Source organism: Micromonospora sp. CNZ303, from assembly GCF_004345505.1.
The window spans coordinates 148,159-166,205 of record NZ_SLVT01000014.1 but is presented as its reverse complement, the minus strand read 5'-3'; the positions used below and the strand labels follow the sequence as shown (position 1 = coordinate 166,205).

The following is an 18,047-nucleotide window of genomic DNA, read 5'->3' as shown; positions in this document are numbered from 1 at the left end:
GAGGGGCGCGCGACCACCCCGTCGAGGCCGCCAGCGATCCAATCCCGTCGATGCATCAAAGATGGTAAGCGCTTTCCCGTCCCGGCGCGAACGCCGCCCACGTGACCGGCCGCCGGTGCTCGGGGGAGCTGCCCGATACCTGACAGTCGTCCGGTGCCCACATTGGACCCGCTGGTCGCGCGGCGGGACGTCTGCCGTGGTGGGGCCCGTCGGGGCGGCCCGACCATCCGCGGGATCGGCCGGATCTGGGATTCCACGCGGGCGCCACTCGTGTCCCGAATCCTGGGAGACATCTTGGCAGTGGAATCGGCGGTCGTGGACTCTCTCTGCGGAGAGCGATGGCCCGGTGGCTCATGGTCACGATGTGTCACCCTCTCCGGTCGTCGACCTGGCAGCGGGCGCGCGACCGATCACCGTCGGTATTGGGGGAGTGCTCGATGGGACGCGCCATGCCAGTCTGCGGTTCGCGGTGAGCGCACCCGCGCGCCCCGCCGGGCCGGTCCGTCGGTCCACCCCGTCCCGCCCCGCCGTCCGACCGTCCACCGTCGACACCCTGCACCGGATGGTCGAGGCCCAGGTCGACCGGACCCCCGACGCCGACGCCGTGTGGTGCGACGGGCAGGTCCTCACCTACGGCGAGCTGGACGCGGCGGCCAACCGGTTGGCCACGCTCCTCGTCGACCGGGGGGTGCGTCCGGGGGACCGCGTCGGCGTCTGCCTGCCCCGCAGTCCCCGGCTCGTGGCCGCGCTGCTGGGCGTGCTCAAGGCCGGTGCCTGCTACGTGCCGCTGGACCCCGCCTACCCGGCCGCCCGGGTCGCCTTCATGACCGAGGACTCCGGGGCCCGACTGGTGCTGACGGTGGCCGACCTCGCCGACCGCTTCGCCGACGCCGCGCTGCGCCTCGACGACCCCGACCTCGACCTCGACGCCCGGCCGGCGGCCCGGCCCGGCCTGCCCGGCGACCCGTCCGACCTGGCGTACGTCATCTACACCTCCGGCTCGACCGGCCGGCCCAAGGGCGTCGCCGTCGAGCACCGCTCGGCCTCCGTGCTCATGCACTGGACCCGGGAGACCTTCACCGACGTCGAGCTGGGCGGCGTGCTCGCCGCCACGTCCGTCTGCTTCGACCTGTCCGTCTTCGAGCTCTTCGGCCCGCTCTGCTGGGGCGGCCGGGTGGTGCTCGTCCGCGACGCGCTGGCCCTGGCCGCGCCGGACGCCGACCGGCTGCCCGTCGCCCTGGTCAACACCGTGCCGTCGGCGATGAGCGAGCTGCTCGCGGCCGGCGCGCTGCCGGGCAACGTCCGCACCGTCTGCCTCGCCGGCGAGCCGTTGACCGCGGCGCTCGCCGCCCGGGTGCTCGCCCGGCCGCACGTACGCCGGCTCTGCAACCTCTACGGGCCGTCCGAGGACACCACCTACTCGACCTGGGCGGAGGTGCCGGCCGACGGGGGAGACCCGCCGATCGGCCGTCCGTTGCCGGGCACCCGCGTCTACCTGCTCGACGCGGACGGCCGGCCGGTGCCGCCCGGAGAACCGGGAGAGCTGTACCTGGCCGGCGCCGGGCTGGCCCGGGGCTACCTCAACCGGCCGGAGGAGACCCGGGCGCGTTTCCTGGCCGATCCGTTCCGCCCGGGGGAGCGGATGTACCGCACCGGCGACCGGGTCCGGCTGCGCCCCGACGGGCAGTTGCAGTTCCTCGGCCGGCTGGACGACCAGGTGAAGCTGCGCGGATACCGCATCGAGCTGGGCGAGGTGGCCGCGCGGCTGGCCGCCCTGCCCGGCGTACGCGAGGCGACCGCCGCGGTGCGGACCGGGCCGAGCGGCGACCCGCTGCTCGTCGGCTACCTCGTCGGCGAGCGCCGCGACGACGTGCGGGACCTGCTGCGGGAAGCGGTCCCCGCCCCGCTCGTGCCGTCCGCCGTCGTCTGGCTGGACCGCCTGCCGACCACCCCCAACGGCAAGGTCGACCGGGCGGCGCTGCCCGCCCCGGAGATCGCCGCCGCCGCCGCGAGCGACGGCGACGGCGCGCCGCTGGCCGGCTCCGCCGCCACGGTCGCCGCCGTCTGGCGCGACGTGCTCGGCCGGCCGGTGGACCGGGCGGAGGCCGACTTCCTCGCCCTCGGGGGCGACTCCCTCCTGGCCGTACGCTGCGCCACCCGGCTCGCCGCCGCGACGGGCCTGCCGGTCGCCCCGGCGGCGCTGTTCGCGCACGCCACGGTGGCGGCGCTCGCCGGCCACCTCGACGACCTGCGCCGGGCCGCCGGACCCGCCGCCACGGGCACCGCCGCGACCGCCGGAGCCGCACCCGGGCCGGGGCACCCGTCGGCGGGCGGTACGCTACCCGCGGCGCCCGTGGCCACGGCCCCACTCTCGGCCGCGCAGACCCGGCTGTGGTTCCTGCACCAGCTGGACCCGGCCGACACCTCCTACCTGGTGTCGTTCGCGGTCCGGCTGCCGCCGGGGACCGACCCGGGGATGCTCGGCCGGGCACTGCGCCGCGTGGTGGCCCGGCATCCGGCGCTGCGTACCGTCTTCCCGTCGAGCCCGGACGGCCCGGTGCAGCGGGTCCGCGACGACCTCGACGTGCCGCTGGTCGTCGCCCCACCCCGCGCCGGGGTGCCGCTGGACGAGCAGCTCGACCAGCTCGCCGCCGCCGACGCGCGTACCCCCATGGACCTCGCCACCGGCCCGCTGCTGCGCGCCCGACTGGTCGCCGCCGACGACGGGCGGGCGGCGCTGCTCCTGGTCGCCCACCACATCGTCTGCGACGACTGGTCGTTCAGCGTCATCGTGCGGGACCTGGGCCGCGCCTGCGAGGCCGAGTCGGCGGGCGCCGGGGCGGGCCCGCCGTGGCCGGCCGGTCCGGCGACCGGCCCGGCGGAACTCGCCGTGGCCCAGCGGGACTGGCTGACCGCCCCGGCCGGCCGGGACGCCGTGGCCGCCGTGGTCGCCGCGCTGCGCGGCGCGCCGACGGTCCTCGACCTGCCCGCCGCCGCACCGGCGCTCGCCGCCGCCACGTCGCCCCGCGCGGACCGCTCCCCGGCCGGGGCCGCCCTGCGGACCCGCATCGACGACGACACCGCCGCCGTGGTCCGCGACCTCGCCCGCACCAGCCGCGCCAGCCTGCACATGGTCGGGCTGGCCGCCTTCGCCGCGCTGGTCGCCGCGGAGACCGGCCGCACCGACGTGCTCATCGGTGTCGCCTTCGCCGGCCGGACCAGCGTCGCTGCCGAACAGAGCGTCGGCTGCTTCGTCAACACCATGCCCCTGCGCCTGCGGCCCGACCCGCAGCGGTCCTTCGCCGACCTGGTGGACGAGGCGCGCCGGGTGACCCTCTTCGCCGCCGCCCACCAGGACGTGCCGTTCGACGTCGTCGTCGAGCGGCTCCGCCCGGCCCGGCAGCCGGGCCGCAACCCGCTGGTCCAGGTCGCGTTCGGCGTGCAGAACGCCCCGGCGGCCCGGCACGTCGACGCCTCCGGCGGCGAGTTCGTCGGGGTGGAGCTGACCCCCGACACCGCCCGGCTCGACCTGACCCTCTGGCTAGACGAGCGCCGCGACGGGCTGGCGGCGCTCTGGACCTACCGCACCGACCGCTTCGACGGCGAACTGGTCGACACGTGGCACCGCCGCTTCACCGCACTCCTACGCGGCGCGGCCGCCGATCCCCGGCGCAGCCTCGCCCGATGTGCCCACACCCTGGGGGGAACGAGAGATGAGTGAGCAGACCCCGGTCGCGCCGGTGATCCCGCGCCGCGGCCGCGAACGGTCCCTGGTCGACGTACGCCCCGACTGGCCCGGCGGGCCCCTGCCGGCCCTCGTCCTGGCCAACGTGCCCGACGTGGACCTGGCCGCCTGGCTGGCCGGCAACCGGTCCACCGTGGACGAGCTGGCGCGCCGCGCCGGCGCCGTGCTGTTCCGTGGCTTCGCGGTCGACGGCGCTGCCGACTTCCGCACCGTCATGGCCGCCCTCTCCGACGACGTGCTCAGCTACGGCGAGCGCTCGTCGCCGCGCAGCGAGGTGACCGAGGGCGTCTACACCTCCACCGAGCACCCGGCCGACCAGCCGATCGTGCTGCACAACGAGCAGTCGTACACGGTGAACTGGCCGCTGCGCATCGTCTTCCACTGCGAGACCGAGCCCGCCGCCGGTGGACGCACCCCGCTGGCCGACAGCCGCCGGGTGCTCGCCCGGCTGCGCCCGGAGACGGTCGCCGGATTCGAGCGCCGGGGCGTGCTCTACCGGCGCAACTACCTGCCGGGGATCAGCCTGCCGTGGCAGACGGCGTTCCAGACCGACGACCGGGCCGAGGTGGAGGCGTACTGCGCCCGCGCGCTGATCGACGTCGAGTGGGTCGGCGAGCAGCAGCTGCGCACCCGGCAGGTCCGCCCCGCCGTGCGGGAGCACCCGGTGACGGGGGAGCGGACCTGGTTCAACCACGCCCTGTTCTTCCACGTCACCTCGCTGCCGGCGGAGGTCAGCGCGGGGCTGCGCGCGTCGCTCGCCGAGGAGGACCTGCCCTACCAGACCGCGTACGGCGACGGCACGCCCATCGGCGACGACGTGCTGGCCGAGCTGCGCGCCGCGTACGCGGCCGAGACCCGCTCCTTCGCGTGGCGGCGCGGCGACGTGCTGCTGGTGGAGAACATGCTGGCCGCGCACGCCCGGGAGCCGTTCACGCCGCCCCGGCGCATCCTGACCGCGATGTCCGACCCGGTCGCCGCGCCCGAGCTGGCCGCCGCCACCGTGACCTCCACGGGGGTGCGGTCGTGACGGGGCCGGCGCCGCGCCGACGGGGCAGCGGCGCGGTCACCTCGCCGGTGTCCCGCCGGGTGCTGGTCGACGACACGTTCGTGCTGCTGGTGGAGGCCGCCGTGCCGGACCTCGACCTGGCCGGCTGGCTGGCGGGGCGCCGCGACGAGCTGCTGCGCGACCTCGACGCCCACGGGGCGGTCTTCTTCCGGGGCTTCGAGGTGGCCACGGCCGACGACTTCAGCCGCGCCGCCCGCGCGGTCAGCCCGGACCTGCTCGGCTACCTGGAACGCGCCGCGCCCCGGCACGAGGTCGCGGAGAAGGTCTTCACCTCCACCGAGTTCAACGCCGAGCAGTGGATCCCGCTGCACCACGAGATGTCGTACTCGCACAACTGGCCCACCCACCTCTACTTCTGGTGCGCCCAGCCGGCCACCGGCAGCGGCGGCGCGACCCCGCTGGCCAGCGAGCGGGTGGTGAGCCCGCGCATCCCCGCCGAGGTGCGGCAGCGGTTCCTGCGGCACGGGGTCAGCTACGTGCGCAACTACGGCCCGCACCTGGACCTGCCCTGGCAGGAGGCGTTCCAGACGACCGACCGCGCCGAGGTCGAGAAGTACTGCGCCGACTCGGCCACCGAGTACACCTGGCTCGACGGCGACGGGCTGCGGACCCGGGCCCGCCGGCAGGCGGTGGCGACCCACCCGCGCACCGGCGAGACGGTCTGGTTCAACCACGCGCACCTGTTCCACGTCTCCAACATGCCCGCCGAGGTGTCGGCCGCCCTGCTGCGCGAGTACGGGCCCGAGGGGCTGCCCCGCAACGCCTACTACGGCGACGGCGAGCCGATCCCCGACGAGGTGGTGGCCGGCATCCGGGACCTGTACCGGGAACACGCGGTGTCGGTTCCCTGGCAGCGCGGCGACGTGCTGGTGGTGGACAACTTCCTCGCGACCCACGGTCGCGAACCCTTCAGCGGCGACCGGCAGATCCTGGTCGCCATGTCCGACCTCTACCTCAACCGGAGCGTGGTGTGAACGGCTACCGTCTGTCCCCGATCCAGCGGCTGGCCTGGTCCGGGGCGCAGGACCTGGTCCGCGCCCGGGTGCTGCTCGACCGCCCGCTGGACCGGGCCCGGTTGCAGACCGCCCTGGACGCGGTGGTCGCCCGGCACGAGGCGCTGCGCCTGACCCTGGTGCACCACCCCGGGCTGCGGGTGCCGTTGCAGGACGTCGACGACGGCCGCAGCGTCGTCGTCGGCGCCCAGGGCGAGCTGTCGGTGACCGTCACCGACGACGCCCTGGAGCTGGCCGCCACGCCGTTGATCGCCGACCCGGCGAGCCTGCGGCTCGTCCTCGCCGACCTGGCCCGCGCGTACGCCGACGGCCGGCTGGCCGACGACCCCGACGCCCTGCAGTTCCTCGACGTCACCGAGTGGCAGCTGTCGCAGCGGCAGGAGGCCGACCCGTTCGGCGCACCCGCCGCGCCGGCCGCGCGGCTGGTCGCCCCGCACGGCGACGACCCTGCCGAGGTCGGCACCGCGACCCTGCCCGCCGCGGCGCTGACCGCCGCCGCACGCGAGGCCGGCGTCGGCGTCGCGAACCTGCTCTTCGCCGCCTGGGCGCTCGCGCTGTCCCGCCGGGCCGAGCCGCCCGCCGGGGTCGACGACGCGGACCTGGTGCTGGCCCGGTGGAGCGACGGGCGGCAGGCCACCGGGACGGCCGGTGTCGTCGGCCCGCTGGGCGGCCACGCGCCGGTCCGGCTGGGCCTGCCCCTGCCGGCCGCGCCCAAGGCGCTGCTCGACGAGGTACGCGCCGCCGAGTCCGCCGCCGAGGAGGCGTTCCACCTGGTCGAGCCGGTCGGCGCACACTCCGACGCGGTCGCCGGTTTCGCCGTCGTACCGGCCGGGGACCCGGCGGCCCTGGGTGGCCTGGGCGCCACCGCCGTCGAGGTCTCCGCGCCGCCCGCGACGGCCGGCCCGCAGCTGACCGCCGTGGTCGGCGACGACGAGGTGACCGTGCGGGTCGTCGGGGGCCGCTGGTTGCTGGAGGGCCTGCTGGCGATCCTGGGGTCGCTGCCCCGGGCACTGGCCGACGGCACACCGCTGGCGCTGACCGGCGAGGGCGAGGCCCGCTGGCTCGCCGACGCGGCCGGTGAGCCGTCCCGCGCCGCGGTGCGCACCCTCGTCGAGCTGCTCGACGACGGGTTGGCCGGCGTCGACCAGGACAGCCCGGCGGTGGTCGCCGCCGACGGCACGTACACCGTCGGGGAGCTGCGCGACGTCGCGGCCCGGGTCGCCGCGGGCCTGGTCGAGCGGGGGCTGCACCGCTCGCCTGTGGGCGTGCTCGCCACCCGGTGCCGGGACACCGTCGCCGCGTTCCTCGGCGTGCTGCGGGCCGGCGCGGTGTACGTACCGCTGGATCCGGCGGCGCCGGCCGAGCGGCTCGCCGCGCAGGTCCGCGCGGTCGACGCCGGGCTCGTCGTCGGCGCGGGCGGCCCGGCGGGGCTCGCCGGCGCCACCGTCGCCGAGCTTGCCGCCGGCACCGCGACGGCGGCCGTGCCCCCGGTGGCGCCCACCGACCCGGCCTACGTCATCTTCACCTCCGGCTCCACGGGCACGCCGCGGCCGGTCCAGGTCCCGCACGGCGCCGCGGCCCACCTGGCTCACGCGCTCGAGGAGACCGTGTACGCGGGCAGCCGGGCCGGGCTGCGGGTGGCGGTGAACGCCCCGCTCACCTTCGACGCCTCGGTCAAGCAGCTCGTGCAGCTCGCCCACGGCCGCAGCCTGTACCTGGTGCCCGAGGACGCCCGGCGCGACGGCGCCGCGCTGGCCGCGGCCCTCGCCGACAACCGGGTCGACGTGCTCGACCTGACCCCCTCCCAGCTGCGCATCCTGCTCGCCGGGGCCGGCGACGCCCGGCTGCCGGAGCTGCTGCTGGTGGGCGGCGAGGCGATCCCGCCGGACCTCTGGGACACCCTCGCCGCGCTGCCCGGCGTCCGGGCGGTCAACCTGTACGGGCCCACCGAGTGCACGGTGGACAGCACCGCCGCGGAGATCCGTCCCGCGACGGCGCCGACGATCGGCCGTCCGCTGCCGGGCGTCGGCGTGTGGATCCTCGACGAGCGGCTGCGGCCGGTGCCGCCCGGCGTGGCCGGCGAGCTCTGCGTCAGCGGGCCGCAGCTGGCCGACGGCTACCTCGGCGACCCGGAGACGACGGGCCGCCGGTTCGTCCGGGCCGCCCTGCCCGGCGGCCGGACGGAGCGGGTCTACCGCACCGGCGACCGGGTGCGCTTCGACGCCGAGGGGCGCCTGCGCTACCTGGGCCGGCTGGACGACCAGGTGAAGATCCACGGCTTCCGGGTGGAGCCGGGCGAGGTGGCCGCGACGCTGCGGGCGCACCCGGAGGTCGCCGACGCGGCGGTCGTGGCCCGCGACGACGACGGACACGGCGACCGCCTCGTCGGCTACGTCCGCCCGGCCGCGCCGGCCGTCGACGTCGACCTGGACCGGGTCGCCGGGATCAACCCGCACGAGACCCGTTACCTGTACGACGAGATCTTCACGCAGCGGGTCTACCTGCGCGACGGCATCGTGCTGCGCCGGGGCGCGACGGTCTTCGACGTCGGCGCCAACATCGGCATGTTCTCGCTGTTCGTCCACGCGGCCTGCCCGGACGCGACCATCCACGCCTTCGAGCCGGTGCCGTCGGTGGTGGCGGCCCTGCGGCGCAACGTCGAGGAGTTCGGCGTGCCGGCCACCGTGCACCCGGTGGGCCTGTCCACCGCGCCGGGGCAGGTCTCCTTCACCTACTACCCGGGCTACTCGATGATGTCCGGCCAGGCCGCGTACGCCGACCCGGCGGCCGAGGTCGCCGTGATCAAGCGGTTCCTCGCCAACGAGCGCGACCGGGGCGAGTCCGACCGGGAGACCCTGCTGGAGCGGGTCGACGAGCTGCTGGCGGAGCGCTTCGACGGCGCCGAGGTGACCGTCGACGTGCGCCCGCTGTCGGAGGTCATCGACGAGGTCGCGCCGGAGCGCATCGACCTGCTGAAGATCGACGTGCAGCGGGCCGAGGCCGACGTGCTCGCCGGCATCGAGGAGCGGCACTGGCCGCTGATCGCGCAGGTCGCCATGGAGGTGCACGACGCCGTCGGCACCGACACCGAGGGGCGCCTGGACGAGCTGATCGCCCTCTTCGAGGACCGCGGGTTCGACGTGGTCACCCGCCAGGACGACCTGCTCACCGGCACCGACCGGCACACCCTGCACGCCGTACGCCCCGAGTACGCCGCCGACCCGCGGCCCACGGTGGCGGTCCCGGACGGCCCGGCCGCCGGCCCGCTGGAGGCCCGGTTGACCGACTGGCTCGCCCAGCGGCTGCCCGCCCACCTGGTCCCCGCGGCCGTGGTGCTCCTCGACGACCTGCCGCTGACCCGCAACGGCAAGCTCGACCGGGCCGCGCTGCCCGCGCCGGAGCTCGACCGGGCCCGGCGGGAACCGGCCGTGGCGCCCGCCAACCGGGCCGAGGAGATCCTCGTCGAGGCGTGGCGGGAGGTCCTGGGCACGCAGTCGGTCGGGGTGACCGACAGCTTCTTCGCCCTCGGCGGCGACTCGATCCGCAGCATCCAGATGCAGGTCGCGGCGAACCGGCGCGGCCTGTCGTTCCGGCTCGGCGACATCTTCGTGCACCAGTCGATCCGGGAACTGGTCGCGCACGGCGAGATCACCCTCACCGGGCCCGACGCCGACGCCTCCGACGCCTCCGACGTGGCCGGGGCGGCGGAGCCGTTCGCCCTGGTCGCCGCCGCCGACCGGGACCGCCTGCCCGCCGGGCTGGCCGACGCCTACCCGATGACGGCGCTGCAACAGGGCATGGTCTACCACTGCGAGCTGACCGGCGACCCGGCGATGTACCACAACGTCACCGCGCACCGCGTCGACGCGCCGCTGGAGGCGGAGGCGCTGCGCGCCGCGCTGGCCGACCTGGTCGCACGCCATCCGGTGCTGCGGACCGGCTTCTCCCTCGGCGCCCACACCGAGCCGCTGCAACTGGTGCACGCCGAGGTGCCGGTCGAGGTGCCGGTGACGGAGCTGACCGACGCCGACGAGGCCACCCGCCGGGCCCGCGTCGACGAGCTGGTGTCGGCCGAGCGGGTGCGGCCCTTCGACTGGGACCGGCCGCCGCTGCTGCGGCTGCACGCCGTGCGCGACGACACCGACACCTTCACCCTCATCGTGGCGGAGTGCCACGCCATCCTCGACGGCTGGAGCCTGCACCTGCTCCTCGGCGAACTGCTGGCCGCGTACGACCGGCGCCGCGCCGGGCTGTCCGTGCCGCACCGCCCGACGTTGCCCTTCCGCGCGTACGTGGCGGCCGAACGGGAGGCCGTGGCGGACGCCGGGTCGCGCCGGTTCTGGCTCGAGGGCGCCGGCGGCGTGCCGCCGCTGCTGCTCGGCGGGGCGGAGCCACGGATCACCACCACCCGGCGGGTGCCGCTGGCGGCGTCCACCACCGACGCCGTCACCGAGGCCGCCAGGGCCGCCGGCGTACCGGCCAAGTCCTGGCTGCTCGCGGTCCACCTGCGGGTGATCGGGGAGGCCGCCGGCCGGGACGAGGTGGTCACCGGGCTGGTCGTCGGCGCCCGGCCCGAGGCCGAGGGGAGCGACGCCACGCTCGGGCTGTTCCTCAACACCCTGCCGGTGAGCGCCGTGCTGGGCACCCGGTCGCTGGCCGAGCTGGCCGCCGACGCCTGGCAGGCGGAGCGGTCGCTGATGGGCCACCACCGGTTCCCGCTCGCCGAGATCGTCCGGGCGGGCGGGGCCGGGCCCCGCTTCGACCACTTCTTCAACTGGACCCACTTCCACGGCGGCGCCGACGAGGGCGAGGGCGGCGGAGGCCGTGGCAGCCGCATCGTCGACAGCCGGGGCATCACGGTCGACGTGGCGTTCAGCCTCGCCGTCGACGTGGAGGTGGACCCGGCGACCGGCCAGCTCGCCCTGACCCTCCAGTACGACGCCCGGCACGTCGACGAGGCGCGGGCCGACCGGCTGGCCGAGGCGTACCGCCGGCTGCTGGCGACCGACCCGACGGCGCCGCTGCCCGCCGTCGGACCGTCGGGTCCCGGCGTCCCCGCCCCCCGCGACGGGGACGCCCGCGACCGCTGGGCGACCCGGGTGGCGTCGGTCTGGCAGGAGGTCGTCGGCGTGGCGCCGCGCGGCGAGCGGGCGGAGTTCCTGGCCGCGGGCGGCGACTCGCTGCGCGCGCTGCGCCTGGTCACCGCGCTGCGGCAGCGCCACGGCAGCACCATCACCCTGCCGGAGTTCGTCGCGCTGGGCAGCTACGGCGCCGTCGTCGAGCGGGTGAGCCGCGATGGCTGAGAACCCGTGGCTGGTGGTCCGGGCGCCCGTCGCCCGGCCCGCCCTGCGCCTGTTCTGCCTGCCCTACGCGGGCGGCAACGCCGGGGCCTTCGAGACCTGGCGAGCGGGGCTGCCGCGCGCCGTCGAGGTGAACGCGGTGCAGTACCCGGGCCGCCGCGAGCGGGTCGCCGATCCCGCGCCACGGCGGATGACGCCGCTGGTGCAGGCCCTCGAAGCGGCCCTGGCGCCGCACCTGGACCGGCCGTACGCGGTCTACGGCGACTGCCTCGGCGCGTACGTGGCGTTCGAGGTGGTCCGCCGGCTGGAGCGACGCGGGCACCATCCGGCCGATCTGCTGGTGGTCTCCTCGGCCGTCGCCCCGCACCGCGCCGAGGTCGAACCGGACCACTCCGGCGCCGACGACGCCACGTTCCTCGCCGAACTGGTCGCGCTGGGCACGATGCCGGCGGCCGTCGCCGCGCACCCGGAGCTGGCCGCCGCCGCGCTGCCGGCGGCCCGCGCCGACTTCGAACTCGGCCGCAGCTACCGCTACCGCGACGCCGGCCCGATCGGCGTTCCGGTCACCGCGATCCGCGGCGACGCCGACCCGCACGTCGACGACGTCGGGACGGCGGCGTGGGCCGACCTCACCACCGCCGGCTGCACCACCGTCACCGTCCCGGGCGGGCACGACCTGCTCGCCCGGGCCGACCCCGGACTGCTCGGCGCCGTCCGGTCCGCCCTCCTCGGCAAGGAGCCGTCTTGACCGTCACGTCACTGCTCTGCTTCCCGTACGCCGGCGCGGGCGCCTCGGTGTACCAACCGTGGCAGCGGGTCGCACCGCCCGACCTGGAGATCCTCCCGGTGCAGTTGCCGGGCCGGGAGAAGCGCTTCGTCGAGGAGCCGTACCGCCGGATGGACCAGGCCGTCGACGGGCTCCTCGACGAGGTGCTCGAACTGGTCGCCGGCCGCGACCGGGTGGCGCTGTTCGGCCACAGCATGGGCGCGGTGCTCGCGTACGAGATGGCGGGCCGGCTGGCCCAGGCGGCCGGGGTGCGGCTGGCGCACCTGTTCGTCAGCGGCTCGCCCGACCCGTGGTCGGGCCGCGACCACACGGCCGCCGACCTGCCCGACGACGAGTTCGTGGCGCGGGTGGAGGAGTTCGCCGGCTACACGCACCCGGCGCTGGCCGATCCCGACATGCGGGAGCTGCTGCTGCCGACCCTGCGCGCCGACGTGGAGCTGCACGAGGGCTACCGGCCGGGCGGCGACAAGCGGCTCGACGTGCCGGTGACCGCGCTGCGCGGCGCCGACGACACCCTGGTGGCCGCCTCCGCGCTGGCCGGCTGGGACCGGGTCACCTCCGCCGGGTTCGCCTCCCTCACCGTCGCCGGTGGACACATGTACCTCGCCGACGACCCGGCCGAGCTGCTGGCGCTGGTGCGACGGAGGCTGGCCGGTGCCTGAGCCGACGCCGGGCCGGCTGGCCGGCCGGACCGCGATCATCACGGGCGCCGCGCGGGGGCTGGGCCGGGCCTGCGCGACCGCCTTCGCGGCGCAGGGCGCCGACCTGGTCCTGGTGGACGTGGCCCACGACCTGCCCGACGTGCCGTACCCGCTCGGCTCGGCCAGCCAGCTCACGCACACCGCCAAGCTCTGCGCGGAGCTGGGGGTGGCCGCGTACCCGGTCGAGGCCGACGTGCGGGACCTCGACGCGGTGCGGGCCGCCGTCGCGCTCTGCCTGGACCGGTTCGGCCGGATCGACGTCCTGGTGAACAACGCCGGCATCGCGGCGCCCTCCGGCAAGCCGGTGCACGAGATCAGCGAGGCCGAGTGGCAGCTAATGCTCGACGTCGACCTCTCCGGCCCGTGGCGGATGGTCAGCGCGGTCGGCGCGGTGATGTGCCGGCAGCGCGCCGGGAGCATCGTCAACGTGGCGTCGACCGCCGGCCTGGTCGGCTACCGGCACTTCGCCGGGTACGTCGCCGCCAAGCACGGCCTGGTCGGCCTGACCCGGGCCGCGGCGCTGGACTACGCGCCGCTGAAGGTGCGGGTCAACGCCCTGTGCCCCGGCTCGGTGCGCGACGACCCGTACGTCGAGGGTCGGATGCTGGCCGAGATCGCCCGGTCGCTGGAGGTGCCGGTCGCCGAGCACGAGGAGACGTTCGTCCAGGCCCAGCCGATGAACGCGCTGATCGAGCCCGACTCGGTGGCCCAGGCCGCACTCTGGCTGGCCTCCGACGAGTCGTCGCAGGTCACCGGCTCGGTCATCACCGTCGACGGAGGATTCACGACCCGATGAGCAGCCGTCCACAGCCCACCCGACAGCAGTCCGACCCGGGCCGCTCCTGCCACGCGGCGGCGGTGGCCGTCGCCGGCGACCCCGACGAGGTCGCCGCCCGGTTCGCCGCCGCGCTGGCGCGCCGGGGCCTCGCCGCCGCCCGGCTCTGGGTGGACCGGGTGCCCGCGTCGGCGGCCGCCGCGCGCCGCGCCGCCGAACTGGCGCGACCGCTGCCCGCCGACGGTCCGCCGGTGCGGGCGGTGCTGCTGCGCCACGACGGCGGCGCCGACCTGGTGCTCGTCGCCCGGCGCGGCCCGCTCACCGGCCGCGCGCTGGGCGGGCTGGCCGTCGAGGCGGCCGGTATCGCGCCGCCTGCCGGGGCGGAGCCGACCGCCGGCCCGGGACCGGGGGACCGCCCCGAGGGCGTCGCGCCGGACCCGGCCGGGCAGCCGGGGCCGACCGGGCAGCCGGACCCGGCCGGGCAGCCGGACCCGGCCGGGCAGGCGGAGCCGCCGGGGAGCGCCGCCGGGGAGACGGCCGGGGCCGGGGCCGAGGACGACGGGGACCACGAGGGCGACACCGCCTGGCGGGGCGGGCGCCCGGGCGCCGACCGGACCGCGTCGTACGCCTTCGCGGTGCCCGCCGGGACCGACCTGCTGGCGCTGACCGGCGCGGTCGGCGCGGTGCTGGCCCGCTTCGGCGGCGTGCGCCGGGTGCGGGTCGGCACGCTGCGCGACGAGGGGCCGGCGGTCGTGCCCGTGTCGGTGGACGGCACCCTGCGCGCCCTCGCGGCCCGGCCCACCGAGCCGGCCCCGTGGCCCGTCCACGGGCGGACGCCCGACGCCGGGTCGCCGGAGGCCGTTGTCGGCGTGCTGACCGCCGACAGCCCGGCCGACACCTACCTGCCCAGCCTGACGCCGCCGTGGCCGCTCACCCTGACGCTGCGCGGCAGCACCGTCACCTGCGACTTCCACACCGGCGTGTGGTCCGCCGACGTGGTCGCCACGGTGGCGGGCTACGTCACCCGCGTCCTCGGCCAGCTCCTCGCCGACGGCGACCGCGCGCTGGCCGACTGCGACCTGTTCGACGACGCCGAGCGGGACCGGGTCGCGGCCCTCGGCGGGGCGGCCGTCGGCCTGCCCGAGCCGACCGGCGGCATCCACGAGCGGGTGGCCGGGTGGGCGCGGGACACCCCGGACGCCCCGGCGGTGTCCTACGGCGCCGACCGGCTCACGTACGCCCAGCTCGACGCCCGCGCCGGGCGGATCGCGGCGGCGCTGCGGGCGCGGGGCTGCGGGCCGGGCACCCGCGTCGGCATCTGCCTGGAACGCTCGGTGGACCTGGTGGCGGCGCTGCTCGGCGTGCTCAGGGCCGGCGCCGCCTACGTGCCGATCGACCCCACCTACCCGGCCGAGCGCATCCGCTACACGGTCGAGGACTCCCGCGTGAGCCTGCTCGTCGGCGCCGACGGCGTGGAGGTCGACGAGCTGCTCGCCGACGACACCGACGACGCGGCGGGCGCCGGGGCGGCGACGGCCGGCCCGGACGACCCCGCGTACGTCATCTACACCTCCGGCTCCACGGGGCGGCCGAAGGGGGTCCAGGTCCCGCACCGCAACGTGCTGGCCCTGGTCGCCGCGACCCGGGACGAGTTCGGGCTCGGCCCGGCGGACACCTGGACGTTGTTCCACTCCAGCGCGTTCGACTTCTCGGTCTGGGAGATCTGGGGCTGCCTGCTCACCGGCGGGCACCTGGTCGTCGTTCCGCACCTGGTGGTCCGCGACCCGGCCGAGTTCCACGCCCTGCTGCGCGCGGAGCGGGTCACCGTGCTCAACCAGACCCCGTCGGCGTTCGCGCAGCTCGTCGACGCCGACCGGCGGGCCGCGCACCGGCTGGGGCTGCGCCTGGTGGTGTTCGGCGGCGAGCCGCTGGACGCCGGCATGCTGACCGGCTGGTTCGACCGGTACCCGGAGCGCGACTGCCGGATGGTCAACATGTTCGGCATCACCGAGACCACCGTGCACGTCACCGCGCAGACCATCGACCGGGGCCTGGCCCTGGCCGGCACCCGCTCCGTGGGTCGCCCGCTGTCCGGCTGGTACGTCCACGTGCTCGACCCGGAGGGGCGGCTGCTGCCGCCCGGCGCCGCCGGGGAGATCCACGTCGGCGGCGCCGGGGTGGCCGACGGCTACCTGCACCGCGACGAGCTGACCGCCCAGCGCTTCCTGCCCGATCCCTGGCGGGGCGGGCGGATGTACCGCAGCGGCGACCGGGGCCGGCTGCTCCCGGACGGGCGGCTGGAGCACCTGGGCCGGCTCGACGACCAGGTCAAGATCCGGGGTTACCGGATCGAGCTGGACGAGATCCGCCAGGTGCTGCTCGACGACCCGGACGTGCTGGCCGTGGCGGTCACCGTGGACACCGCCGACGCCCGGCTGCACGCGTACGTGGTGCTCGCCGACGGGGCCGACCCGCCCGCCGAGCTGCGCCGCCGGGTGGCCCGGATCCTGCCCGAGTACATGGTGCCGGCCACGGTGACGCCGCTGCCCGCGCTGCCGCTCACCGCCAACGGCAAGCTCGACGCCGCCCGGCTGCCCGCGCCGGCCGCCCGGCCCCTGCCCGCCCCCCGGGAACCCGCCGACCCCGGGGCGGGGCCCGGTCGCGCCGAGCGGATCCGGGCGGTCTGGGAGCGGGTGCTCGGCGCCGAGGTGGGGCCGGAGGACAACTTCTTCGACCTCGGCGGCAACTCCCTGCTCGCGTTGCGGCTGCTGCGTGAACTGCGCGCGCAGGGCCTCGGCGAGTTCACCCCCCGCCACCTGTACGTGCACCCCACGGTGCGCGCCCTGGTCGGCGCGACCGGTACGGAGCGGTGATGGCCGACGTCGACACGCTGACCCGCCTCTGGCCCCAGGTGCGCGAGGTGGCCGTCAAGGGCGGCTGCGCGTACGTGGTGGCCGAGGACTACCTCGATCCGCTGCACCTGCGCGGCCTGCTCGCCCGGGAACTGCCCGACGCCGACCTGCCCCGGCACATCGTGCAGGTCGACTCCCTCGACCCCGTCGACCTGGTCGAGCCGGACGACCGGTTCGGGGCGTACCTGCCGCCGCGCGACGACACCGAGCGCGTCCTGGTGCGCATCGCGGAACGCCTGCTCGGCGTGCCGAAGCTGGGCGTGCTCGACGACTTCTACGCCGCCGGCGGCGACTCGCTCGCCGCGACGGGACTGGCCGTCGAGGCGCAGCGGGCCCTCGGGGTGGGCGTCTCCCTCGCCGCGGTGCTGCGCCACCCGACGGTGGCCGGTCTCGCCGAGGAGATCGGCCGTGCCCGGGCGGCCGTGCCGCTGCCCCGCGCCGAGGCGGCGGACGCCTATCCGCTCTCCCCGCAGCAGCGCCGCGTCTTCCTCGCCCAGTCCCGCGACCCCGCGTCGGTGACCTACAACCTGCCGCTGCTGGTGCCGCTGCCGGCGGACGTCGACCGCGCCCGGCTGGCGGACGCGTTCCGCGCCGTCATCGCCCGGCACGACATCCTCCGCACCGCCTTCGGCACCGAGGCGGGCCGGCCGGTGCAGCGGGTGCTGCCGGCCGTCGGGTTCGACCTGCCGGAGGTCGAGGGCACGGGGACGCTGCCGGTCGAGCCGTTCGACCTGGCCGCCCCGCCGCTGCTGCGGGCCGCCCTGCGGCGTACCGGCGACGGCCCGGTGCTGGCGCTGGACCTGCACCACATCGTCACCGACGGCCTCTCCCTGGCGTTGCTGCTGCGCGAGGTCGACACCGTCTACGCCGGCGGTGAGCCACCGCCGGTCCCCGCCCAGTACGCCGACTACGCGGTGTGGGCCACCGCCGGAGAGCCGCCCGGGGGCGACTACTGGCGTCGGCGTTTCGCCGAGCCGCCGGCGCCCCTGCGGCTGCCCACCGACGCGGCGCGGCTGACCGGCCGCCCGGCGACGGCGCGGGCCGGCACGGTCGAGTTCGACGTCGGGGCGGAGCGGACCGCCGCGCTGCGGGCGCTGGCCCGGCGCGAGGGGGTGACCCTGTTCCAGGTGCTGCTCGCCTGCTACGCGACCTTCCTCGCCGCGGCGACCGGCGGGACGGACGTCACGGTGGGCACCCCGGTGGCCGGTCGCGGCGCCCCGGGCCTGGACGCGACCATGGGGATGCTGGTCAACACGGTCTGCCTGCGGCACCGGGTGCGGCCGGAGGCCACCTTCCGGGAGTTGCTGACCGAGGTGGCGCACGACGTGGTCGACGCGTTCGCGCACCAGGACTACCCGTTCGACACGCTGGTCGCCGAGGTGCTGCCGGTCCGCGACCAGGACCGGCATCCGCTCTTCGACACGCTGTTCGCGATGCAGCACGCCGAGGTGGCCGCCGCCGACTTCCTGGGGCGGCGGGTCGAGTTGGCCGTCGCGCCCACCGGCCAGGCCATGTTCGACCTGGACATGCAGGTCTACGAGCGCGCGGACTCGCTGCGCGTGCACTGGGCGTACGACGCCGGGCTGTTCCTGCCCGGGACGGTGCGGGCCTTCGCCGACCTCTGGCTGGAGATCGCCGACACCGTCCTGGCCGACCCAGGGGTGCCGGTCGGCGAGCTGACCGGGGCCCGCCGGGTCGCCGCCGGGGCACCCTCCACCATCGACATCGAGTTGTGAGCCGGAGAGATC

The 18,047-nt window shown here is 76.7% G+C and carries 9 protein-coding genes; all 9 read left to right on the top strand.

What is annotated here, in order from left to right:
* The first annotated feature begins 469 nt into the window (after positions 1 to 469).
* The 9 genes from EV374_RS22100 to EV374_RS22060 are packed head-to-tail and all read left to right on the top strand — an operon-like array spanning position 470 to position 18,035.
* The gene (locus EV374_RS22100) at positions 470 to 3,721 is read left to right on the top strand and encodes a non-ribosomal peptide synthetase (RefSeq protein ID WP_165947868.1); all 3,252 of its coding nucleotides are present in this window, start codon (positions 470 to 472) and stop codon (positions 3,719 to 3,721) included.
* Entirely contained in the window at positions 3,714 to 4,772 is a 1,059-nt protein-coding gene (locus tag EV374_RS22095; protein ID WP_132238361.1) for a TauD/TfdA family dioxygenase, read from the top strand. Before EV374_RS22100 ends, EV374_RS22095 begins: the two co-directional genes overlap by 8 nt.
* Positions 4,769 to 5,785: a TauD/TfdA family dioxygenase gene (locus EV374_RS22090; protein WP_132238359.1), complete on the top strand. Its 1,017-nt coding sequence runs from the start codon at positions 4,769 to 4,771 to the stop codon at positions 5,783 to 5,785. Before EV374_RS22095 ends, EV374_RS22090 begins: the two co-directional genes overlap by 4 nt.
* The gene (locus tag EV374_RS22085) at positions 5,782 to 11,127 is read left to right on the top strand and encodes a non-ribosomal peptide synthetase (protein WP_132238357.1); all 5,346 of its coding nucleotides are present in this window, start codon (positions 5,782 to 5,784) and stop codon (positions 11,125 to 11,127) included. Before EV374_RS22090 ends, EV374_RS22085 begins: the two co-directional genes overlap by 4 nt.
* Positions 11,120 to 11,872, top strand: coding sequence for a thioesterase domain-containing protein (locus EV374_RS22080; protein ID WP_132238355.1), 753 nt, complete (start codon positions 11,120 to 11,122; stop codon positions 11,870 to 11,872). Before EV374_RS22085 ends, EV374_RS22080 begins: the two co-directional genes overlap by 8 nt.
* The gene (locus tag EV374_RS22075; RefSeq protein ID WP_132238353.1) at positions 11,869 to 12,573 is read left to right on the top strand and encodes a thioesterase II family protein; all 705 of its coding nucleotides are present in this window, start codon (positions 11,869 to 11,871) and stop codon (positions 12,571 to 12,573) included. The genes EV374_RS22080 and EV374_RS22075 overlap by 4 nt, the downstream gene beginning before the upstream one ends.
* The gene (locus tag EV374_RS22070) at positions 12,566 to 13,408 is read left to right on the top strand and encodes an SDR family oxidoreductase (protein ID WP_132238351.1); all 843 of its coding nucleotides are present in this window, start codon (positions 12,566 to 12,568) and stop codon (positions 13,406 to 13,408) included. Before EV374_RS22075 ends, EV374_RS22070 begins: the two co-directional genes overlap by 8 nt.
* Positions 13,405 to 16,260 (top strand): amino acid adenylation domain-containing protein, encoded by a 2,856-nt coding sequence (locus tag EV374_RS22065; protein WP_207914444.1) that lies wholly within the window; start codon positions 13,405 to 13,407, stop codon positions 16,258 to 16,260. The genes EV374_RS22070 and EV374_RS22065 overlap by 4 nt, the downstream gene beginning before the upstream one ends.
* Entirely contained in the window at positions 16,260 to 18,035 is a 1,776-nt protein-coding gene (locus tag EV374_RS22060; RefSeq protein WP_132238349.1) for a condensation domain-containing protein, read from the top strand. The genes EV374_RS22065 and EV374_RS22060 overlap by 1 nt, the downstream gene beginning before the upstream one ends.
* Positions 18,036 to 18,047 lie beyond the last annotated feature (12 nt).

Bases quoted from the DNA above. Each gene is read 5' to 3' on its own strand.
- EV374_RS22060 (WP_132238349.1), top strand. From the start codon at position 16,260: ATGGCCGACGTCGACACGCTGACCCGCCTCTGGCCCCAGGTGCGCGAG.
- EV374_RS22065 (WP_207914444.1), top strand. From the start codon at position 13,405: ATGAGCAGCCGTCCACAGCCCACCCGACAGCAGTCCGACCCGGGCCGC.
- EV374_RS22095 (WP_132238361.1), top strand. From the start codon at position 3,714: ATGAGTGAGCAGACCCCGGTCGCGCCGGTGATCCCGCGCCGCGGCCGC.
- EV374_RS22080 (WP_132238355.1), top strand. From the start codon at position 11,120: ATGGCTGAGAACCCGTGGCTGGTGGTCCGGGCGCCCGTCGCCCGGCCC.